Source organism: Arthrobacter sp. 05T420 (assembly GCF_056396305.1).
In genome coordinates, this window is sequence record NZ_JBFTLG010000007.1 from 103,525 (window position 1) to 120,907 (window position 17,383).

17 protein-coding genes are annotated in these 17,383 nt (G+C 64.1%); 3 read left to right on the forward strand and 14 right to left on the reverse strand.

Annotated features, from left to right (window positions below; translation table 11 throughout):
• Positions 1–8 precede the first annotated feature (8 nt).
• Genes AC1DEM_RS08825 through AC1DEM_RS08870 form a run of 10 tightly spaced genes read right to left on the reverse strand, consistent with a single transcriptional unit; the run spans position 9 to position 10,941 of the window.
• Complete coding sequence (locus tag AC1DEM_RS08825) at positions 9–1,778, reverse strand: type IV secretory system conjugative DNA transfer family protein (protein ID WP_441410154.1); 1,770 nt, start codon at positions 1,776–1,778, stop codon at positions 9–11.
• A complete protein-coding gene (locus AC1DEM_RS08830) occupies positions 1,775–3,373 on the reverse strand; it encodes an ATP/GTP-binding protein (RefSeq protein WP_441410155.1) in 1,599 nt (532 codons plus the stop codon). Before AC1DEM_RS08830 ends, AC1DEM_RS08825 begins: the two co-directional genes overlap by 4 nt.
• Positions 3,373–4,881 carry an SCO6880 family protein gene (locus AC1DEM_RS08835; protein WP_476884069.1) on the reverse strand — a complete coding sequence of 503 codons (1,509 nt, stop codon included), beginning with the start codon at positions 4,879–4,881 and terminating at the stop codon, positions 3,373–3,375. The genes AC1DEM_RS08830 and AC1DEM_RS08835 overlap by 1 nt, the downstream gene beginning before the upstream one ends.
• The gene (locus tag AC1DEM_RS08840; protein ID WP_476884070.1) at positions 4,868–6,145 is read right to left on the reverse strand and encodes a TrbL/VirB6 family protein; all 1,278 of its coding nucleotides are present in this window, start codon (positions 6,143–6,145) and stop codon (positions 4,868–4,870) included. Before AC1DEM_RS08840 ends, AC1DEM_RS08835 begins: the two co-directional genes overlap by 14 nt.
• The gene (locus AC1DEM_RS08845) at positions 6,142–6,882 is read right to left on the reverse strand and encodes a DUF8175 domain-containg protein (protein ID WP_476884071.1); all 741 of its coding nucleotides are present in this window, start codon (positions 6,880–6,882) and stop codon (positions 6,142–6,144) included. The genes AC1DEM_RS08840 and AC1DEM_RS08845 overlap by 4 nt, the downstream gene beginning before the upstream one ends.
• A gap of 27 nt (positions 6,883–6,909) precedes the next feature.
• Positions 6,910–7,179 carry a hypothetical protein gene (locus tag AC1DEM_RS08850; RefSeq protein ID WP_476884072.1) on the reverse strand — a complete coding sequence of 90 codons (270 nt, stop codon included), beginning with the start codon at positions 7,177–7,179 and terminating at the stop codon, positions 6,910–6,912.
• A gap of 11 nt (positions 7,180–7,190) precedes the next feature.
• Complete coding sequence (locus tag AC1DEM_RS08855) at positions 7,191–7,808, reverse strand: DUF6668 family protein (RefSeq protein WP_476884073.1); 618 nt, start codon at positions 7,806–7,808, stop codon at positions 7,191–7,193.
• A 34-nt stretch (positions 7,809–7,842) separates the two neighbouring features.
• Positions 7,843–9,315, reverse strand: coding sequence for a MinD/ParA family ATP-binding protein (locus tag AC1DEM_RS08860; protein WP_476884074.1), 1,473 nt, complete (start codon positions 9,313–9,315; stop codon positions 7,843–7,845).
• A 40-nt stretch (positions 9,316–9,355) separates the two neighbouring features.
• Positions 9,356–9,868: a hypothetical protein gene (locus tag AC1DEM_RS08865; protein WP_476884075.1), complete on the reverse strand. Its 513-nt coding sequence runs from the start codon at positions 9,866–9,868 to the stop codon at positions 9,356–9,358.
• Positions 9,865–10,941 (reverse strand): CHAP domain-containing protein, encoded by a 1,077-nt coding sequence (locus AC1DEM_RS08870; RefSeq protein WP_476884076.1) that lies wholly within the window; start codon positions 10,939–10,941, stop codon positions 9,865–9,867. The genes AC1DEM_RS08865 and AC1DEM_RS08870 overlap by 4 nt, the downstream gene beginning before the upstream one ends.
• 101 nt (positions 10,942–11,042) lie before the next feature.
• Here AC1DEM_RS08870 and AC1DEM_RS08875 point away from each other — a divergent pair, with 101 nt between their 5' ends.
• Positions 11,043–11,357 (forward strand): ArsR/SmtB family transcription factor, encoded by a 315-nt coding sequence (locus tag AC1DEM_RS08875; protein ID WP_476884077.1) that lies wholly within the window; start codon positions 11,043–11,045, stop codon positions 11,355–11,357.
• 116 nt (positions 11,358–11,473) lie between these two features.
• Here AC1DEM_RS08875 and AC1DEM_RS08880 read toward each other — a convergent pair whose 3' ends face one another.
• The 4 genes from AC1DEM_RS08880 to AC1DEM_RS08895 all read right to left on the reverse strand — a co-directional run bounded on the left by AC1DEM_RS08880 (position 11,474) and on the right by AC1DEM_RS08895 (position 14,617).
• Positions 11,474–11,869, reverse strand: a complete 396-nt coding sequence (locus tag AC1DEM_RS08880; RefSeq protein WP_476884078.1) for a hypothetical protein — start codon at positions 11,867–11,869, stop codon at positions 11,474–11,476.
• Positions 11,870–11,949: 80 nt separating this feature from the next.
• Positions 11,950–12,399, reverse strand: coding sequence for an alpha/beta hydrolase family protein (locus AC1DEM_RS08885; protein ID WP_476884079.1), 450 nt, complete (start codon positions 12,397–12,399; stop codon positions 11,950–11,952).
• A 701-nt stretch (positions 12,400–13,100) separates the two neighbouring features.
• Positions 13,101–14,087, reverse strand: coding sequence for a hypothetical protein (locus AC1DEM_RS08890; RefSeq protein WP_476884080.1), 987 nt, complete (start codon positions 14,085–14,087; stop codon positions 13,101–13,103).
• Complete coding sequence (locus tag AC1DEM_RS08895) at positions 14,087–14,617, reverse strand: hypothetical protein (RefSeq protein WP_476884081.1); 531 nt, start codon at positions 14,615–14,617, stop codon at positions 14,087–14,089. The genes AC1DEM_RS08890 and AC1DEM_RS08895 overlap by 1 nt, the downstream gene beginning before the upstream one ends.
• A 483-nt stretch (positions 14,618–15,100) precedes the next feature.
• On the opposite strand from AC1DEM_RS08895, the gene AC1DEM_RS08900 reads away from it, so the two are divergent.
• Together AC1DEM_RS08900 and AC1DEM_RS08905 are read left to right on the forward strand one after the other, a co-directional pair.
• The gene (locus AC1DEM_RS08900; protein ID WP_476884082.1) at positions 15,101–15,337 is read left to right on the forward strand and encodes a hypothetical protein; all 237 of its coding nucleotides are present in this window, start codon (positions 15,101–15,103) and stop codon (positions 15,335–15,337) included.
• Between the two features lie 193 nt (positions 15,338–15,530).
• Positions 15,531–17,381, forward strand: coding sequence for a MarR family transcriptional regulator (locus AC1DEM_RS08905; protein ID WP_476884083.1), 1,851 nt, complete (start codon positions 15,531–15,533; stop codon positions 17,379–17,381).
• Positions 17,382–17,383 lie beyond the last annotated feature (2 nt).

Genomic DNA, 17,383 nt, shown 5'->3' on the forward strand with positions numbered 1-17,383 from the left:
AGAATCTCTTACCCGGTGACCCAGGGGTTGGCGGCAGCTGCTGCAGCGAGGGGCACTTCGTCTTGCTCCGGCCGGGGGCTGTACTTTTTGATGGACGCTTCTACGGCGTCCTTGTGCGGGCCGGTATACCAGGGCAGGGTCCGAACCAGGGTGGCCGGTGCGCCGGAAGCGAGAACCACCGCGCGGCCGCGGTCGAGTTCGGCGAGGTTGGAGACATCGAAGATGCGTTCTTTGCCTTCCTGGCGGGAGCGGCTGGAGCCGGATTTACCGGAGGAGATGGAGATGTTGGTGTAGCTGTAGTCCCCGATCAGGTCCGAGAGGGCCCGCAGGAACCCTTCTTCGGCGACGCCGCCGCCGTAGACCTTGACGTTCGCGGCGGACCAGATTTTCCGCATGTTCGCTTCGCCCCACAGTTCGACGCCCTGGGACCAGGACTGCAGGATGCCCATGACGATCAGGCCCTTGGAGCCGTAGTGGCTGAACTGGTCCGGCAGGGCTGCCCAGCGGACGACGTTGGCCAGCTCATCGAGGGCGAACAGCGCAGGCTTCGGGAGGCGGCCGCCGCTGCGCTCGGCGCGTTCCTCCATCGCCTCTGCGATCGCCACCGTCAGCGCTGTGGTGAGCGGGGCTGCTGAGCCGGCCCCTTCCTTGGAGAGGATGTAGATCGTCTCCTGCGAGGCCGCGAACGCGTGAGGGTTGAACTGCCGGCGGGCATCCGTGGCCACGGACGCGCCATGGGCCGGGGCGACCCAGCGCAGCGTGTTCCTACTCTTGAGGCATTGGATCATCTTCTCGGCGGTGCCGAAGATACCGTCGCGCTGCTTGTCGGCCAGCTTCAGTGTGGATTCCAGGCCCTTGTACTGCAGCTCGTAGTCGTGCTCTTTGAGGATTTCGATGGGTTCCCGGCTGACCTGCTCCGTCACCCACAGGTAGACCTGCGTGATGGGCAGCCCACCGAGCGCGGCCGCGAGGAAGTAAGACGAGAGAATGTCCTCGGCCTTGGGGTCGAAGTAGGCATCCGGCTTGGACCCCGGAAGGCGTGAACCGACCGCGAAGTGCTGGGTGAGTTTGTAGGCTTTCTCTTCGTCGGTGACGTAGGAGAGCGGGTTCCACCACCACTGTGCTTCCTCTTGTGCGATCTTCTGCGGATCGAACACCCATACCGGGGCCGTGAGCTCGCGGACGCCGCGGGTGCCGTCCACGACGTCGCGCTTGTTCGAGGTGGAGACGACGGCGCCGGGTGCGTCCAGGATCGCGGGCATGACCCGGGAGGTCGACTTACCGGTACGGGGGCCCCAGATATCGAGGCTGAGGTCTTCCCAGGACTGAATGAACGTCTGGCCGGTGGAGACGACTTTGCCGACGACGATGCCCGGCGTGCCTGTCACGCCAAGGCGCTCGGCGGTGGTTTTTGCGCCCTTCTCGGAGAACGCGGCCAGGGATTTACCTCGCCCCAGGTATCGGGCCGCCTTATCGACGCGGGCACGCTTGGATGCACCCTGCCGCCAGGCCACGAGCACGACGATGGCCAGAACCACGAGCACCCCTGCCATGAGGGCGGCCGCGACGGTGGACTGGACGGGCCAGGGCACCCGGCCCTTGATGAGCCCGGCGATCAAGTCGATGGGATGGGCAGGGGGTGAGTCGATGCCGGCCATCCAGGAGCCGAGGTGGGCGGCGGCGTAGGTCCCGCCGCCGAAGACGACGATGAAACCAACGGCGAACCAGACCAGCAGTGCATCGCCGAGGCCCATTCCTTTACGGTTCGGTGCGCTCACAGCGTGCCTCCCTCAGTCGGTAGGTCAGGGGTCATTGGCTCGAGGAGGGTTTCCGGGCTGTCGTGCCATTTTTCTTCGGTGTCGTTGACTCCGTCCGGGCCTTGCTCCAAGGACGTCAGTCCCACCAGAACCGGGATCCCGGGACGGCCACCGACCTTGATCAGGAACTTCCCGCGTCCGGGAGGTTCGACGTCGAGGCCGCGGGAGTCCCACGCGGGCGGGTCCTGCCAGGAGATGAGCTTCTGCTGCTCCTGGCGGGACAACGGAATGGCCGAGGTCAGCAACGGCATCTCCGAGGCCGGGAGGCCGCCGCAGATCACCATGCCGGAACGCTCAACGAAACCCCGGGCTTTCATCCGGTCCTCTTCCGCCGGCAGTGCCAGCAGGTCGGACATGGTGTGGGAAATCATGATCTGCCCGACACCGACGGAGCGGTTCAACCGGGTCAGGGCGTCCACCCGGTCCACCATGCCTTTACCGGCGCGCAGTGCCCGCCACAGTTCATCCAGGACCACGAAGTAGTTCCGGCGCGGTTCCAGGCCGGCGTCGGCGAGGGCGTTGGCGACGTTGACGGTGCCGAATCCGTAGGACCAGCACGCGAGAAGGACGGCGGCCTGCAGGTCGGTTTCTGTCTCGTCAATGCTGGAGACGTCAAAGACCACGGCGCGGTCCCGCATCATGGGGTTGGTGGTGTGCCGGGAGAAGATTTCTCCCAGCTTCCCGCCACCGGTCAGGCCCAGCAGGGTTGCTTCCAGTGCCCGGGTTTCCTGCAGGTAGACGGCCATGTCGCCGCGGTCCAGGGCGACCTGCCGCAGCTCATCGGGGGCGGAGATGATCACGTCCAACAGGTCCTTCAAGACGGGAACACCGTCGAACCGGTCATCGAGGACCCGCAAGGCCCGGTCCAGGATCGTCTGTTCCTGATCGGTGGGCGGATTGTTCCGGCTGATCGTGATTAGGGAGACGACCATTGTCAGGCGGCGGCCGTGCGCGTCGGCGCGGACCCGGGCGGCGTCCTCATGGTGGCCGCTGTCTTCGAGCAGCTGCGCCGCTTCGACGGCCTGCCCGGGATCGAGAATGTTCAGGTAGCCGACACCGCGGCCGAGCTTGATGACCTGGCCGCCGAGCGCCTGCACCGCTTTGACGTGCTCGCCTTTCAAGTCCCCCAGGATCAGGGGGTGGACGCCCTGGGCGGAGAGACCGATGAACATCCGGCGCACCACGGTGGACTTTCCCAGCCCCGGCTTGCCCAGGATGAACGCAGACGGATTGGAAATCAGGCGTGCCCGCTGGAACCAGCTGATCGGGTCACAGCAAACCGTGGCCTGGGTCTCCTCATGGCGTCCAAGCGGGACGCCGATCATGGGCGAGGACGCCCCGGAGGAAAACGGCCACAGCCCGCAGACCTGAACCGTGGTTCCCCGGTATTCCTTCACGGACGGGACGAGCTGGGCCATGCCGCCGCCGCGTCCGGTCCAGCCACGGGCAGTCGGCCCGGCCTGACGTGGTTCCTTCTCAGCCTTCCTCTTCGGCGCAGCTTTGACCGGTGCTCCAGCCGTCTTGGCAGGTCGGGTGAAGAGTTTCATGCGGGCCATTACAGGGCGGCCTTGATTTCGGAGGGCAGCATGCTGTGCTTGGGAAGGACCAGCCCTAGGGGCAGCGACGCCGCGAACGCGGTGTCTTGGGCACCGTAGGCCCGGCGCAGCAGCACCCGGGCAGTACCGGAGGTCTGTTCCACGGCGGCGACGGCATCGGGGAGGCGGTCCTTGTCGGTCACGGTGGCCGTGACGACCATGCCGAAGTTCACCAGTCCGGCGCCCTGGGCTTCTTCCTGCGCCGTCTGTACAGCGGAGCGGGCATCGACCAGGGCGCGGGCGGAGGGCCGGGTCCCGGAGGTGATGCGGACGTTGGCGTTGTTCTGGTCCCGCTCCACCACGGCGGCGGCGCGGGCTGAATCCATCGGGCGGTACAGCAGCGAGATCCGCTTCCGGTCGATGTCCCCGTGCGGGGCCAGCAGCCGGGACAGGACCGAGGAGTTCACCGACCCGCGCGGGGCACCGGTCATGGTCCAGGAGACTGAGAACGCGCCGTCGTGCCGGTAGTCATCCCAGGCCGCCTGCGTCGCGGAGGGTCCGACTTCGCCCCAGGTCAGGGTGACCGGGGAGCCGGCGGCGTGCGCTTGATCAATGATCAGGGCGGCGGGAGGATCGTAGGCGATCCGGACAACCTCGCAGAGTTCCTGCGCGGACATCGGACGGGCGATACCGGCGCCGGTGGACTGCAGCCGGGCCGACAGCCCGGGGATCCGGGACGCGAGGTCACGGGCCACGTCCTCCGGTGTGCGCTTCTTCCCTCCTGCCCGGAGGGAGGCATTGAACGACAGGGACACCCAGGCCCGGACCGTGGCCGAACCTTCCGGATACGTGTCGACGACCTCGTTGAGCACGTTCTTGGCAAAATCCGGGGCGTTCGGGTCGATGTTCATCATGACCTCATTGCGGAGCCGGTAGCCGGAGTCCGGTGCGGTCTCGACCGTCACGGCCGCGGCGTCCAGGCCCGCTTCGTCCCCGAGGCCGGCGAGCCAGCCGCCCCAGTTCGCCACCCACGCATCGACCTGTTCCGGGTCCACCAGGGACGCGCCGTCGGGTTCGGTGGAGAAGATCAGGGTGTAGTGGCTGGTGGCCGGGACGTGCAGCAGCGCGAACGGGCGCTTGTAGGAGTCGGTGAATTCGTACAGGGTCGACTTCGCGGCAAGGCCGGGCAGCTGGTACATGCCCCAGGCCGTCACACCGAGGGGGCCGGAACGGTAGAGGTTCGTTCCGGAGGACTTGGAGAGACGGAAGCTCATCCGGGTTCCGAACCGGTCAACAACGGACTGGCCGTGCTTGTCCTTGACCGTCAGCAACAGGGCGCTGGCCCCGGCCACAGCCAGGACGGCAAGGCCCGGGAACAGGCCCCAGATGGCGAAGCTAATGATGCCCAGCAACAACCCGGCCATGACAATACCGGTGCCGATAGCGCCGAGGTTGCCCAACCCGGCAGAGCGCGGGACGCGCCAGTTGCCGTAGGACGGTTCCTTGTATTCGGTATTAATTGCTGCCACTGGGGCCCTCCACTGTTTCTGATTGGCCGGTTGAATCCTGCGCGGTCTGTTGTGCGGCCTGAGAAACCCTGGACGCTGCTTGTGCTCCTACGGCGACGGCCATGCCAGCCGGACCTGCGGCCTTCGCCGCACCCGACGCGGCGCCTGCGCTGCCGGCGGCAGCTCCTGCGCCGGTGGTGCCTGCTGTCCCCGCAGTTGCGGCGCTGGCTGCCCCACCCGGACCGGTAGCCCCGGGTGTCGGCTGGCCGCCGCTCCCCTTCGGGCCAGGTGTTCCATTGCTGCCCTTCGGAGATGCGCCTGACTGGTTGCTTTGTGTGCTCGCCGGGGTCGGGGCGGCATGGCCCTTACCGCTGCCACTGCGGCCCATGGACACAGCGCCTGTGGCCATAGCCCCAACGGCAGCCCCGGCCCCCGCTCCCCCGCCGGAGGCGACGGCACCGACCATCGGCGTCACGAACCGCATCAGCGCCGGCAAAGCGAACAGGGCGACAACCATCAACGTGAAACCCGTGATGGACCCGATCAGGCCGTCCTTCCCGCTGTTGTGCCCCATGAGCACGAACGCGACCGAGTAGACGATGGCCGCGGCTGGTTTGTAGAGGATGAAAGCGATGGTCCAGCCAACCGCTTTTTGAAACCACTGCTTTCCCATCTCCGTGTTCGTGAAAGCAGCGGTGGTGGGCAGAATGCCCGCCAGGATCACCAACATGCCGCTGCGGACCACCATCAGAACGATCTGGACGAGGGAGGCAAGCAGACCGATCAATCCCAGAACGATAAGGATGAACACGCCCACCCCCGTCTGGCCGGTCACGATCAGGAGGTTCATCGACTCAGCAAAGCCCTTTCCGTCGGTGGAGCGCTCAATGATGGCGGCAGAGAAAGCATCCGCGGCGATTACCAGAATCGAGATGACACCCAGGCCCAAGCCACTGACAAATGTGAGCGTGACGAGGGACCGCAGTAGCTCCTTTAGCGGTGCTCCGCGTTGTTCCCAGATCATCCGGATACCGCCGAGAATGACGGCGAGGACCGCAAGCGTCAGAGTCCAGACCATCAATTCGCTGTTCACCATGGAGACGACGGGGCTTGGCGTCGCTCCGTCCACACTGGCAAGGTTCACCGTTGGCATGGAAACCCAGAAAGTCGACAGAGTCGTCACCATCTGGCTCATGCCCTCCATGATGGCCTTCGCCATGTTGCCCATGGCGTCATCAGCGAGCCCTGAAAACCAGTCCCCTACGGGGTTCCAGGTAGGCCTCATGCTCCGCTCCAAAGGATGAATCCGGAAAGGTCACGGACTTGCCGTGGTTCCTCCAAGGGTGCGCCGTTGTCGTCAACAACGCCCTTCCAATCCCCGTCCTGCCAAAGCAGAGCCGTCCGCACCGAAGCAAGCGCTCCGTTGTCCGCCTTGAATGCCAGTTCAACAACGGTTTGGTTCGCCGTGTATGAGACATTGAAGCCCGCTATCTGGACTTTCACGGCCGAGGCTGGGGCCGCGGTCGTGGGTGTCTTCATCCCTGCGTCACGGCCAGGTCCTTTGGCTGCAAGATGCTCCGCGATAGCTCGTTCTTTGGAGGGGTCGATGCCCAGAGCCCAAAGGTTCACCGCCGCATAAAGCGCCCCTGTCGGAGTGTGAGCGAAGCAGGACCGGATGCCCTGATCGTCCGTCTTTCCCGGACCTATTTTCGGGTCGGTTGGTGCGGCCATTGTTCCGACGAGTTCCCACTTCGTCTTGGGGGCCGCTCCCAGCGATGACTCCGACGAGGAGGGCAGGCCACAGATACTCTGTCCTGCTGTCGCCGAAGCGCTGGGGCTGGCTGTAGTTGTGTTGCTGGATTCCGCCGGAGCCGGTGCCGGCGGGGCGCTCTCCTGTCCTTTGGGGAGCAGGAAGATGACGACGGCTGCTGCAATCAGCGCGACCACCAGCGCGGCAGCAATGATGAAACCGGGTTTGGTGAACGGATTGCTTTCGGTGGTGCTCTCAGTTGACTGGCTCATGCTGAACCTCCCGTTGTTGGTGCTGGCTTAGACGAAGGCTCGGACGATGCCGGCGGAGCCGGTGATGATGATGCAGCCCATCAGGACCCAGCCGAGCTTGCCCATGGCTTGGGCTCCCTCACCGCGTTGGAGCTGGATGACCATGCCGATGCCCACGATGATCACGCCTAGGACGCCCAGGACCAGGCCGATGCCGGAGGCCCAGTTCAGGATCGTGAGCAGGCCACCTGCCTGTGCCGGGACGACGGGGGTGGGGTTGGGGATGACGCTTGCTGCAATTGCGGAGAAGGGGTTCATGGTGAGACCTTTCAGTGTTTGGTGCTGGGTGTGGTGTCGGTGGCCAGGGCGGCTAAGTCAGTGATGAAGCGTTGGTATTCGCGGGCCGGCGGCGGCGGGGTGGTGGAGTCCCCGTGTCGCCAGGCCTCGACCCAGGGCAGGGTCCAGAGCCGGGGTGCGCCCCCGCCGACGATGGCGACGAAGTCACGCAAGGGTTTGGGAGTCTTCCCCGGTGCGTCCGCCAGAACGGCGAGGCCGAGCAGATCAAGCTCCGGTGCCGCGCCTGATGCCCACTGCGTCAGGGCGCTCTGTGCAGCTGTCAGGCCGCGCATATCTGCACGGCAGATCAGCAGCACTCGAGGCTTGCTGCCGTCCTGGAGAACGGGCCAGCAGTGATCGGTGACCCGCGCACCGCCGATCAGATCAGCGATGCGGCTTTCACCGGATCCACCGTGGGCGCCGGTGACCCACAGGGCTGCGGAGCCTGAGACCGTGCGGCGGGCCAGACGGTCTGCGGCGTCCGGTTCGACCATTCCCCTCAGCGGCGCACTGATCACAGCCGCAGGCGGCACATACGCATCCGGTGCTGCGGTGTCCGCGCCGTCGGCGGGGACCGGGTGGGTGATCCAGGGGTTCAGGGACTGTTGCACGATTTCCTCCTTTCAAAGTCCGTTGGTGGGTGGTTTAGAAGCCGGCGGCTACGGCGGCCGCGGCCGCCAGCCAGGCACGCTGGGTTGCGGGCTGAAGGGCTTCATAGCGGATGGGGCCATTGACCAGGGCCGGATCGTATGGAATCCGGACGACGGCCCGGACGTACGGGGCGAAGCCGTCCGCGATCCGCTGGGCCTCGTCTTTGGCCCGCTTCAGGGCATCCCCGCTCATGCTGCGTTTGGCGTCGGTGGACTCGGAGACGATCACGACGGCGTTGCGGGCCAGTTCCGCGTCGTGGCCGCCACGGGATTCCAGCGTCTGCAGGGTCAGCCGTGCGGCTTCGGCGCGGTCCTCGATGGCGGTGACGGGGACGACGAGCTGGTTGGTGTGATCGATCATCCGCCGCCAGTTCGCGGCCCGGGCGGTGTTGCCCGAGTCCATGACCACGAGCCGGTAGTAGCGGGTGAGGACCTGGTGGGCGATGTCGACTTCCTCGGCGGTCACTTCGTGATCGCCTTCCTCGTTTTCATCCGAGCGCAGGACATCGAACTTGTCGGCCGTCTGGTGATGAACGAACCTGGCGATTTCGGCGGCGTTCGTTGACGGCGAGAGCAGAGTCTGGGAGGAGTCGATCAGGTCCAGTACGCTGCGGTCGTGGGCGCCCTTTTCCGTCCGCCACCCGAGGGTGCCCTGGGACTCGTTGTTGTCCCACGCAACCGTGGCGGCCCCGCTGTAGCGGGCGAGGATGGCCGAGAGCATCACCACAGTGGGGGTCTTGTTCGCCCCGCCCTTGCGGTTGACCACGGCAACGGTCCGGGGGCCGGGCCAGTGCTGGCTCACCGTGCGGATGTCCTCCCGCTCTGAGAGTTCTTCCTCTGAGGGGTCCATCCGGAAGCCCAGGCGCGTGAGCGTTCCCCGCCAGCCTTGGGTGGCCGGTTCCAGCACCGGGGCGCTGACCAGGAACGAGGTTTCCTTCAAGCTGCGCCGCGTCGGCGCCGCTTCCCCGGCCATGACAGCCGTATGCGGTTCCGGGGTGGCCGGCACCGGAACGGTATCGGCTCCCATGTGGGCGGGTGGCCGCGGCTGGGCGTCCACCGGTGCTGCAGGAGCTGGAACTGGCGAGGGCTCTGCTGGAGTGGCCACGGGCTCCGGGGCGGGGACGGTCTCAATGATCGCCGGGGCGGCTGTCTTGGGCGTGGTTTCGGGGGCTTCTGCCTGGCGGCGGGTCTGCCGGGGGTCGTAGGAGACGGATTCGATTTTGTTATCTGGGTGGACGATGAGTTCACCGTGGCCTTCGGGGTCCTCGATCTGGACCCTGACGGGGCGCTGGAGGGTCTGTGCCTCGCCCACGATAAGGGCCAGAGCGTTGTGGCGCAGTTCCTGCACGGTATCCCCGGCAGGGACGACGCGGGAGTTGCCCGCGACGACGACCTCGGCGGTGCCGTTGTCCCGGACGATGGCCCGGATGTTGGGAAAGGCCATTACCTCGGTTGGTGTAGTACCCATGAGCTTCTTCCTTACGTGTGTGAGATGGAGGGTGCGGCGCTTAGGTCGAGGGCGGGGTGAGCCGGTTGACCTTCCACGGGGCGTCCTTGCCGGTGCGGAGCAGCTGCACCGTGTAGGTCCCGGCGTTTGTGGGGACCGCTGCCATGACACCGAAGCCGTTGGCTTCATCGACGCTCAGAGTGGCGGGGCCGGTGACGCGGCTGACCGGGATGTTAGCCGGATCCACTGCCGAGTAATCGGCGGTCGCCTGCGGGGTCAGCCAGCGGGCCAGGTCATTGGCCCACTGCTTTTCCTCCACCGTGGGACGGGCGAAGTCCGCCATTGCCTTCCCGGCGACGTCCACCGCCTGGTCCTTGCTGGCCTGATCCCAGGTGATGCCGATCGTGGCCGGGACCGTTCCCCCGGGCGCCTGGGGTCCGCTGTTGGCGCTAAGTGAGACCGGCGCGGACGCCGTGGTGGTCGTTGGTTCCGGCGGTACCGGCGTCGTGTTCGCCACCGGTGCGCAGGACACGCAGAGCAGCGCCACGGCGAGCAGGGTCAAGGGCTTTTTCACTTCTTCTCCTCGTGAGTGGGCAGGTACAGGAAAGCGGAGGGGACGGTGTTGGCCACTGTCCGGGTGTAATAGGTGTGGTCGGCCGGGGCCGGATTGCCGTTGTAGCCCTCTTCGACGTAGGTGCCGTTGTCCTTGACTTCCTTGACTACGGCGACGTGGCCGAAGTTGGGGTCCGCTCCCCCGGCACCGGGCGCGTACCAAACGACCGCACCGGCCCGGGGTGTGCTGCCGGTGGGCCAGCCCTTGGCGTCCCAGCCGGCCCTCCAGGTCAGGGCCGATCCGAGGCCCTGCCCGTCCGGGCGGAAGGTGCCGTTGAGGAACTTGAACGGTGCGCTGGTTGAACCCATCTGCTGGTTCACCCGCCACAGGGCGAAGTCCACGCACTCGCGGTAGTACATGCCCAGCGGCGAGGTGCTGGCTGTAGTCGCTCCGACCTGCAACCAGGTCGGGGAGTTCTTCCACGGGTAGTCATCCCCCGCGCCCGACTGTTCGGGGATGGCGCAGTCGCTGCCTTCCAGGGAGAATTTCGAGTTCGAGAGCGCCTGGACGAGTTTGACGGCTTCGGGCCAGTATTTCTGGTAGTGGTACGGGTCGGCGTTGCGCTGGACCTTGTTACCGGCAATGGTCGGTTCCAACAGCTCCCAGCCGGCCACGGCCTGTAGGGCCTTGATGAAGTTCGTCGCGCTGATGGACGGGTTCATGCGGTCTGCGTAGGAGCCCCACGCGCCGTTATCGCGCTGCTGGAACAACCCCCGCGAGTCCGGGCCGGCACCGTCGCCGGCATCCAGCACACGCAACCCCGACTCCCCCAGGGCCACCATCACGCTGACCATCTGACCGTTTACGGACAAGTTCAGCGACTTTCCGGCGCCCATGATGGCTGCGGCGTTCTTGAGCTGCTCCTGGGTGTAGCCCTCAACCTTGGTGCTGCCGTCGATGACGACGGAAACGACCGGACCGCAGTCGGCCGCAGCAGGTATCGGCCCGAAGAGCAGAACGATCGACAGAACCAAACCCAGGAAGAGCGTCGGCACAATAATCGCAGTGCCGATCAGCAGTCTCGTCGGCTTCATGCGGGCCACAGAGTCAGGCCGCTGCAAACTCTATTGCTTAGTAATAGAGTGCGTCGGCAAAGGAGGCATTGGTTCGTCGTTGCGTCAGGCAAGATGGATCCATGCCAAGCTTGATTCGACCAAAAATGCCGCCCGAAGTTGAGATGGCAATCAGTCTTATGGGCAACCGTGCCCGGGTAGATATCCTGCGCCGCCTGTCGATGCTCGGCCCGTCGACCATCGGGCGTCTGCACGCTGCGTTGGATATCAGCCGACCAAGCCTGAACCGACACCTCGATTTTCTGGCCAAGGCGGGCCTGGTGCGGACGGACCCACCGGCAGGTATGCGCCACGGCAAGGATGTCGTCTATATGGTTCAATCCGCTCGGGTTCGCGAGCTGACCCAGGAGTACACCAGCTACGTCGAAGGCATGTGATCGCGACTGTCCCGGGGCGGGCCGGCGGTACGCCGGTGCTCGTTGGGGGGTAGTACAACTTATCGCGGTGGGCACACGTCCACGATAGCAGGGTTGAAACATGTTTCAACCATGATTCAGTCGCGTTCGGGGTCGTTGCTTTCGTAGGTGTCCACATCGTCCAGGAGTGCGTTGATCGCCTCGAGGGTCTTAATGTCGATGTCGCCGAGAGTTCGGGCCGCGATGTTCTTCAACTTGTTCCGGCGCATCTTTTTCAGGAGTTGCAGCTCCCGCTCAATCCGTTCCGGGAGTTCACCGGATTCATCGGTCAGGTATGCCGGTTCCACTTTGAAGAATTTGGCCATCGCAACCAGGGCTTCTTTGGGGACAGCATCGGGTGACTCACCGGAGCGAATTCGCCACCAGCGCGTTCGAGATAGCTCGTACCCGTTTTCGCGCACGCCTGCCTGGATGTCGGCGAACTCATAGGGTTCTCCGCCTTCGGCCACCACGACGTCCAGGAGGAGGTTCACCTTGCGAGCAAGGGTCTCCGCCCGCTCTAGCCGATCGCGGGGACTGTCACCGCCAACCATAAATTCAACCCCATCCAATTTCATTCGCTGTTTGCCGCAGCTTGTTCTCCGGCCGGGCCCGGCGGGAACCAATATTCGTACCAGCGGCGGACAGCTAGATTCCACCATACCGGGTCGGAATTCCATTCTTGAGTGTGTCCGGAACAGTCGAACTCCACGAGTTCTATCCGGTCTTTGTGTGTTTGCGCGAAGCGAGCGGAAGTTTCAAAAGGAACAGACCAGTCATTCCTGTTGTGGAGGATCAGGACCGGGATGCTCAGGGCGCCCTGGAATCTGGCCCGGTCAGCACCGCGCACCTCCAACGGCCCCTCGAGGCCGGCCAGTCTGCTGAATGCGCTGAGCGCCAGGAGCCGGGCTATAAGTGAGCCAACGACTTGTGGACAGCGTTGATGGCGGGCGTTGGCACGCAGCACATCCTCCCAGACCAATACCGGCGAAACCACAATGAGGCCCTTGATCATCTCTGCCAACGACGACCGCTGCACGGTATTTAGAGCCATCGTTGCCCCGAGTGACCATCCGAACACTACACATTCAGTTCCGCCGCGCTCCGCAACAAACCGAAGAGCCGCTTCTACATCGCGCCATTCCGATTCGCCCAAATGAGATCTAGCGTCCCCCGAGCGAGGGCCCTCGCCGTCATTCCGATATGAGATGACCAATGAGCTGAGTCCCATGCTCGATGCGCTCTCAACCCCACGCAGTGTCTGTGCCCTGGCACTTCCTTGCCCATGGACGTGGATGGCCCAGCGGTCAGTTCCCCGGTCGATTAACCACGCAGGGGCTGGGCCGAGAGCTGTCTCGACAAAAGTCTCGACCACGTCAGCTGCAACGGACGATGGATCGACCGAGACAATGCCACTCCACCGTCCCCTGGACTCCAGGGACAGGCCCGCAGGCCGATGAAGGAGGCGCCGTGTGACTTTTCCTTCACGGGTGGATATGACCGGACCGATGACGGCCGGAGGGCCGCCTGCCGAGAGCTGCAGACCGAACTGCCCCGGCGCCAGCGTGTGTCTCGTGACTGGGAGCTCGATCTCGTTATCGGAAATTGCCAGAGGGACGATGCCATAGCGGCGCCTGTACGTCGCTGAAGTCGCCTGACGGGCCGCCCACGTCGCACCTGCAATGGCGCCCGCAGCACCAAGTAGCCCGGCGCAGGCAACAGCCTTCAGCGGGGACGCCACGACAGCCGCTCGAGGTGGTCGGAGGCGCTGGCCAGTTTTCGGAGGCCTTCGGCGCCAATTCTGTCTCTTACTTCGGGATCCCGGGCCAAGGAGTCCTGGATTTCCACAATCATGCGGTGCAGCTCGCTGCGCCGGCGGTCCGGGCGTTTCGGAACCACATCAAGGTCCAGCGTAAGCCCGGCATTTCCCGCTACTGCCTGCCCCCAGATAGGTTCTAGCCCCGCAAGCACCGAGCTGGTTCGCGCCGTTTCGTGGATGGCAGTGATTTTGCGGCTGGCAGGAGGCAAAGCCATACCGGTGCAAAGAAAGAGGAACGTAGCCGAATTCAACACCGAATATATTACGGACAAGGCGGAGAGTGTCTCAACCATACCGAGCACGTGAAGTGCATCGAGTACGAGCACATCAACGACGAACAAAACGGCGGACAGGCACCCCACGCCAACGAGCGCGAACGCTACGGTGTAGATTCCGGTGGTCCAAGCCTTCCGAAAGCGCGCGCAGGTCCAGCCTGCGGCGGCCATAACCGCGCCTATGTAGAGATACTGCCCGGCCGAATACAGACCCGCCGGCCACTGCCCTCCATAGTCCCGCATAAACGACGTCGACGTAACAGGAGCATCGATCAGAATGAACAGGATGGTTGCCGATATCGCCGTACCCACAAGTCCTGCTTTGGCCGACGCGTCGTACGAGGATTTCCTGCCGTAGGATGCCGGCTGTGCAGCCCGATGAATGGCCCGGGCGAGAAAATAGACACCCGCCAGCAGGAGAAAGTTTGCTCCCAGGTCCGCATAGTTCCTCCCGCCGACCCACCCGTCTGCGAGCACGTAAACAGGGCTTATATTGAGGACCATGGACACGGAAATCAGCACCGATGCCCATAGGATGCTGGTGTCCTTACCCTGGCCGCGTGATGCGATGACGATGAGCGTCAGGCTGACCATCAGCCCCGCTGCGATGATCTCCATCAGCCGAAGACGTCCTCGAAGGCGCCCGGTTCACCAGGCCCCGCCCTCAACGCCTCGGCCATGAGATCGGCAAGGTACTCGGCCGTGGCCTCTTCCAAGCTCCGGAACTCGGTCCGCATGAGGGCCCTGCGCACAACCTCCGGAGACAGGCCGCGAAAACCGCTCTTCAAGACGGTACCCGCACCGGGCGTTGTGTCGTGGCCAAGGACCATGTGAGCAAGTTCGTGAAGAATGAACTGCTGACGCTGCAGCTCCCAGGGCGTCGGGGGATGAAACACCCACTCGATCTTCGCCCCCGGCAGCCACAGACCACAGATCGATGTGCCGACCAACTTTTCGGTGGCACGAATCCGGATCTGCCTGCCGCGGATTCCTTCGATGACGCTCAAAAGCTGAGTCAGAGTCAGGGCACCTGGCAGTTCCAGTGCTGCGAATGCAGCAGATGCATCGCGGAAAGCCTGTTCAGAGGTAGTTACAGACAGGGAACGCAGAGATTGCGTCACAACAACAGGACCCTTCAATAGCTTCAACAGGGATAGGGTAGGTTGAAACATGTTTCAACCATGTTTTAGTCTGGGTTCAGCATATCCCGGGCAGAACGGGCCCAACCATATCAAGTGGTCCCTAGAAGCGCCTGCTTCGCCAGGAGAAGAAAGGACCCGCATGATCAACACCACGACATCGCCGCCACCCACAATGTGTCCGAATAACCCTTCGCTTTCAATGTCCCAACTCGGCGGGCTGCAGAAAGGGGTGACCCATGTCGGCAGATCGAGCCGTCACCCGACTATGAAGCTAGGGTTTCAGCGCAGGTCTGCGAAGCCAAATAAGAGTGTGGGGCGACACGCGGAGCCGTTTTCTGTAAACAAATCCCCGGATGCCGCTGCAAGCAGTGCTAACTTCGACTCAGCCGATAGCCGTAGACAGAAACTTCACGGTGGTCGACTCCAGGTAGCACCAGCGATGAAGCAGTCACAACCGCGTGTTGTGCGAGATTCAAAGGACTAAAGCACATGACGGCAATAGCAGTTAATCGAGGCGGCGGGCGTCCTAGCAAGGGCCTGCGCAGGTTTATTGGCTTCAGGGCGCAGGAGTGCACCGCTGACGGCATTGCAAAAGTGGCAGCGGCAAAGGGCCTGACCGTTTCGGAATACGTTCTGTCCGCTGTTGAACCGCAGATGAAGTCCGACCTGGCTGCCCTCGACCAGCACGAGTACCAGCAGGAGCTCCCCATTCGAATAGCCTCATAACAGAAGAAGGCCCGCACTAGGCGGGCCTTCGAAGCTGAAGATCCACGATCCGGGAAGCTTGCCGGCGAACAGATCGTAGATCGGATGGAAGACCTTCACAGGCCTTCATTTGTGTTGCAAAACCGATCCTGCAAGATCGGCCCTTAGTCATTCCCTCGACAGGAACAGCATCATCGTACAACAGCACGCCCGCGTGCTGCCAGCCATATACGGCGCTGGCGTGTCGCACGGGCCATCCTCTACACACAGCCCCGCTCAGGCGTGGGCTGCCTTGGCGCCTATCCTCGCAGGTCAGCCCCGAGTTCGCCTCTCTCGGGACGCAGGCAAGACGTACCCGCAAAAGCACGAGCGCACTCTCACTGAGACCCTGCCCACGCTCCCGGCGGCGGTCCGGATTTTCGGCAAGGACGGTACGTGCGCTGCGATTTTCCTTGACTTTGACTCGTCCGTTGCTGGTGTTGACTGGGTCGAAGCCGATGCCCGCGCTGTCCAGACTTGGTTACATTCCTGCGGTGCGCGGTGGATTGAGGACTACTCCCCCAATGGCGGCCGGCACGTCTACGTCCCGCTCGAGAAGCGGGTCACCTTTTCTGAAGCGCGTGATCTTGTCGAGGCGCTGGGCACCCGGTACCGGAGCCTGGACAAGACCCCACACCAGAACCTTTTGCATGGCTGCATGCGCACACCCGGATCCCCGCACAAGCGCGGCGGCCACCAGGAACTGGCGATGTCATTGTCGATGGCCTACGACGTTGCCCGCCGGCCCAACTCGACCACGGTCTGGGCAGCCATGAACACAGACCTGGCGGCGGAGATCGCCGCGGTCAAGGCACTCCGCCTCGAGGGCACCTTCACGACCACGGCCGCGGAAGCCCCGAACCTCCAGCACCCGGCCGGGCGGATGTCCCGCACCATGCAAGTCATGGCTCAAACCGGACTGTACGACACGAACCGGTACGCCTCCGACTCAGAAGCACGCCAGGCCATCGTCGCCGGCGCCGCGGCCGCCGGCCTGGAACTCATCGAGGTCGAGCGCCGGATGCTGCAGGGGACCTGGCCGGGCCTGGCGTCCTTCTATGCCCGCTACGCCGCCCGCCACCGGGCACCGGCACTGCGAAGGGACTGGCTGAAGGCGGTCGCCTACCTGAGCAAAAACCCCGGAACGAAGGCGGGAAAGAACAATGCCCGTATATCCCCCACAAGCCAGCCAAATACACAGGGGCCACTAATACAAGGGAATCCGCTTTCATCGGATCCCGCTGCAGAGCACCGGCACATCCTGACCTGGCGGAATGCCCTCAGGCTTAGGGAATACAGCTATACAGAATCGAGAACCGGGCTGGCACGACGAATGGTGTTGCGGGCGTTGGGGGAGGCAGCCCACATGACCGGTTCTCGATTCATTGAATTCGGCGACCGGTCCATTGCTGTGGCCACCGGTCTGGACCACACTACGGTCGGATCACATCTGCGGGCGCTCAGGAGCGAGATGGATCCCCTGGTGACTTTGGTTGAGCAGGGGCGCGGTACCAAGGGGGACCTCTACATGCTGACCATCCCGGAAGACGTGAGGACCGCTGCGGAAGACCTGAGCTGGCGAAAGGGGAAGATCCGCGCACTTCGGCCTGTTTTCAGGGAACTCGGGCTGCCGGCGGCCTTCGTGTACGAAGCGCTGGAGCACTCCCCCGGCCTGTCGACGGCCGAGATTGTCCGGCTGACCAGGCTGTCTAGGACGGCAGTGAATGAAGCACTTGAGGTCATGGCGGCGTGGAACATGGTGTCCCGCGGGAAGGAGCGCGGTTGGTCGGTGGTGCCGTCGACGTCGCTGAAGGACCTCGCCGAGCATTTCGGGGTCATGGAAGCTGTCGCGGCGCAGCTGCAGCGATACCGGATCGAACGCATCCTGTGGAAGGAATGGCTGTCCAAGAACGTCAACACCGTCGCCGAATTGCTCTCCCCCGGTGAAGACTATCCGTGGGAGGCATTCGAGGGGCCGCCGGACGAGTGGGCCCTGGCGGACATGGCGTTCACGCGGGCCGGATGATG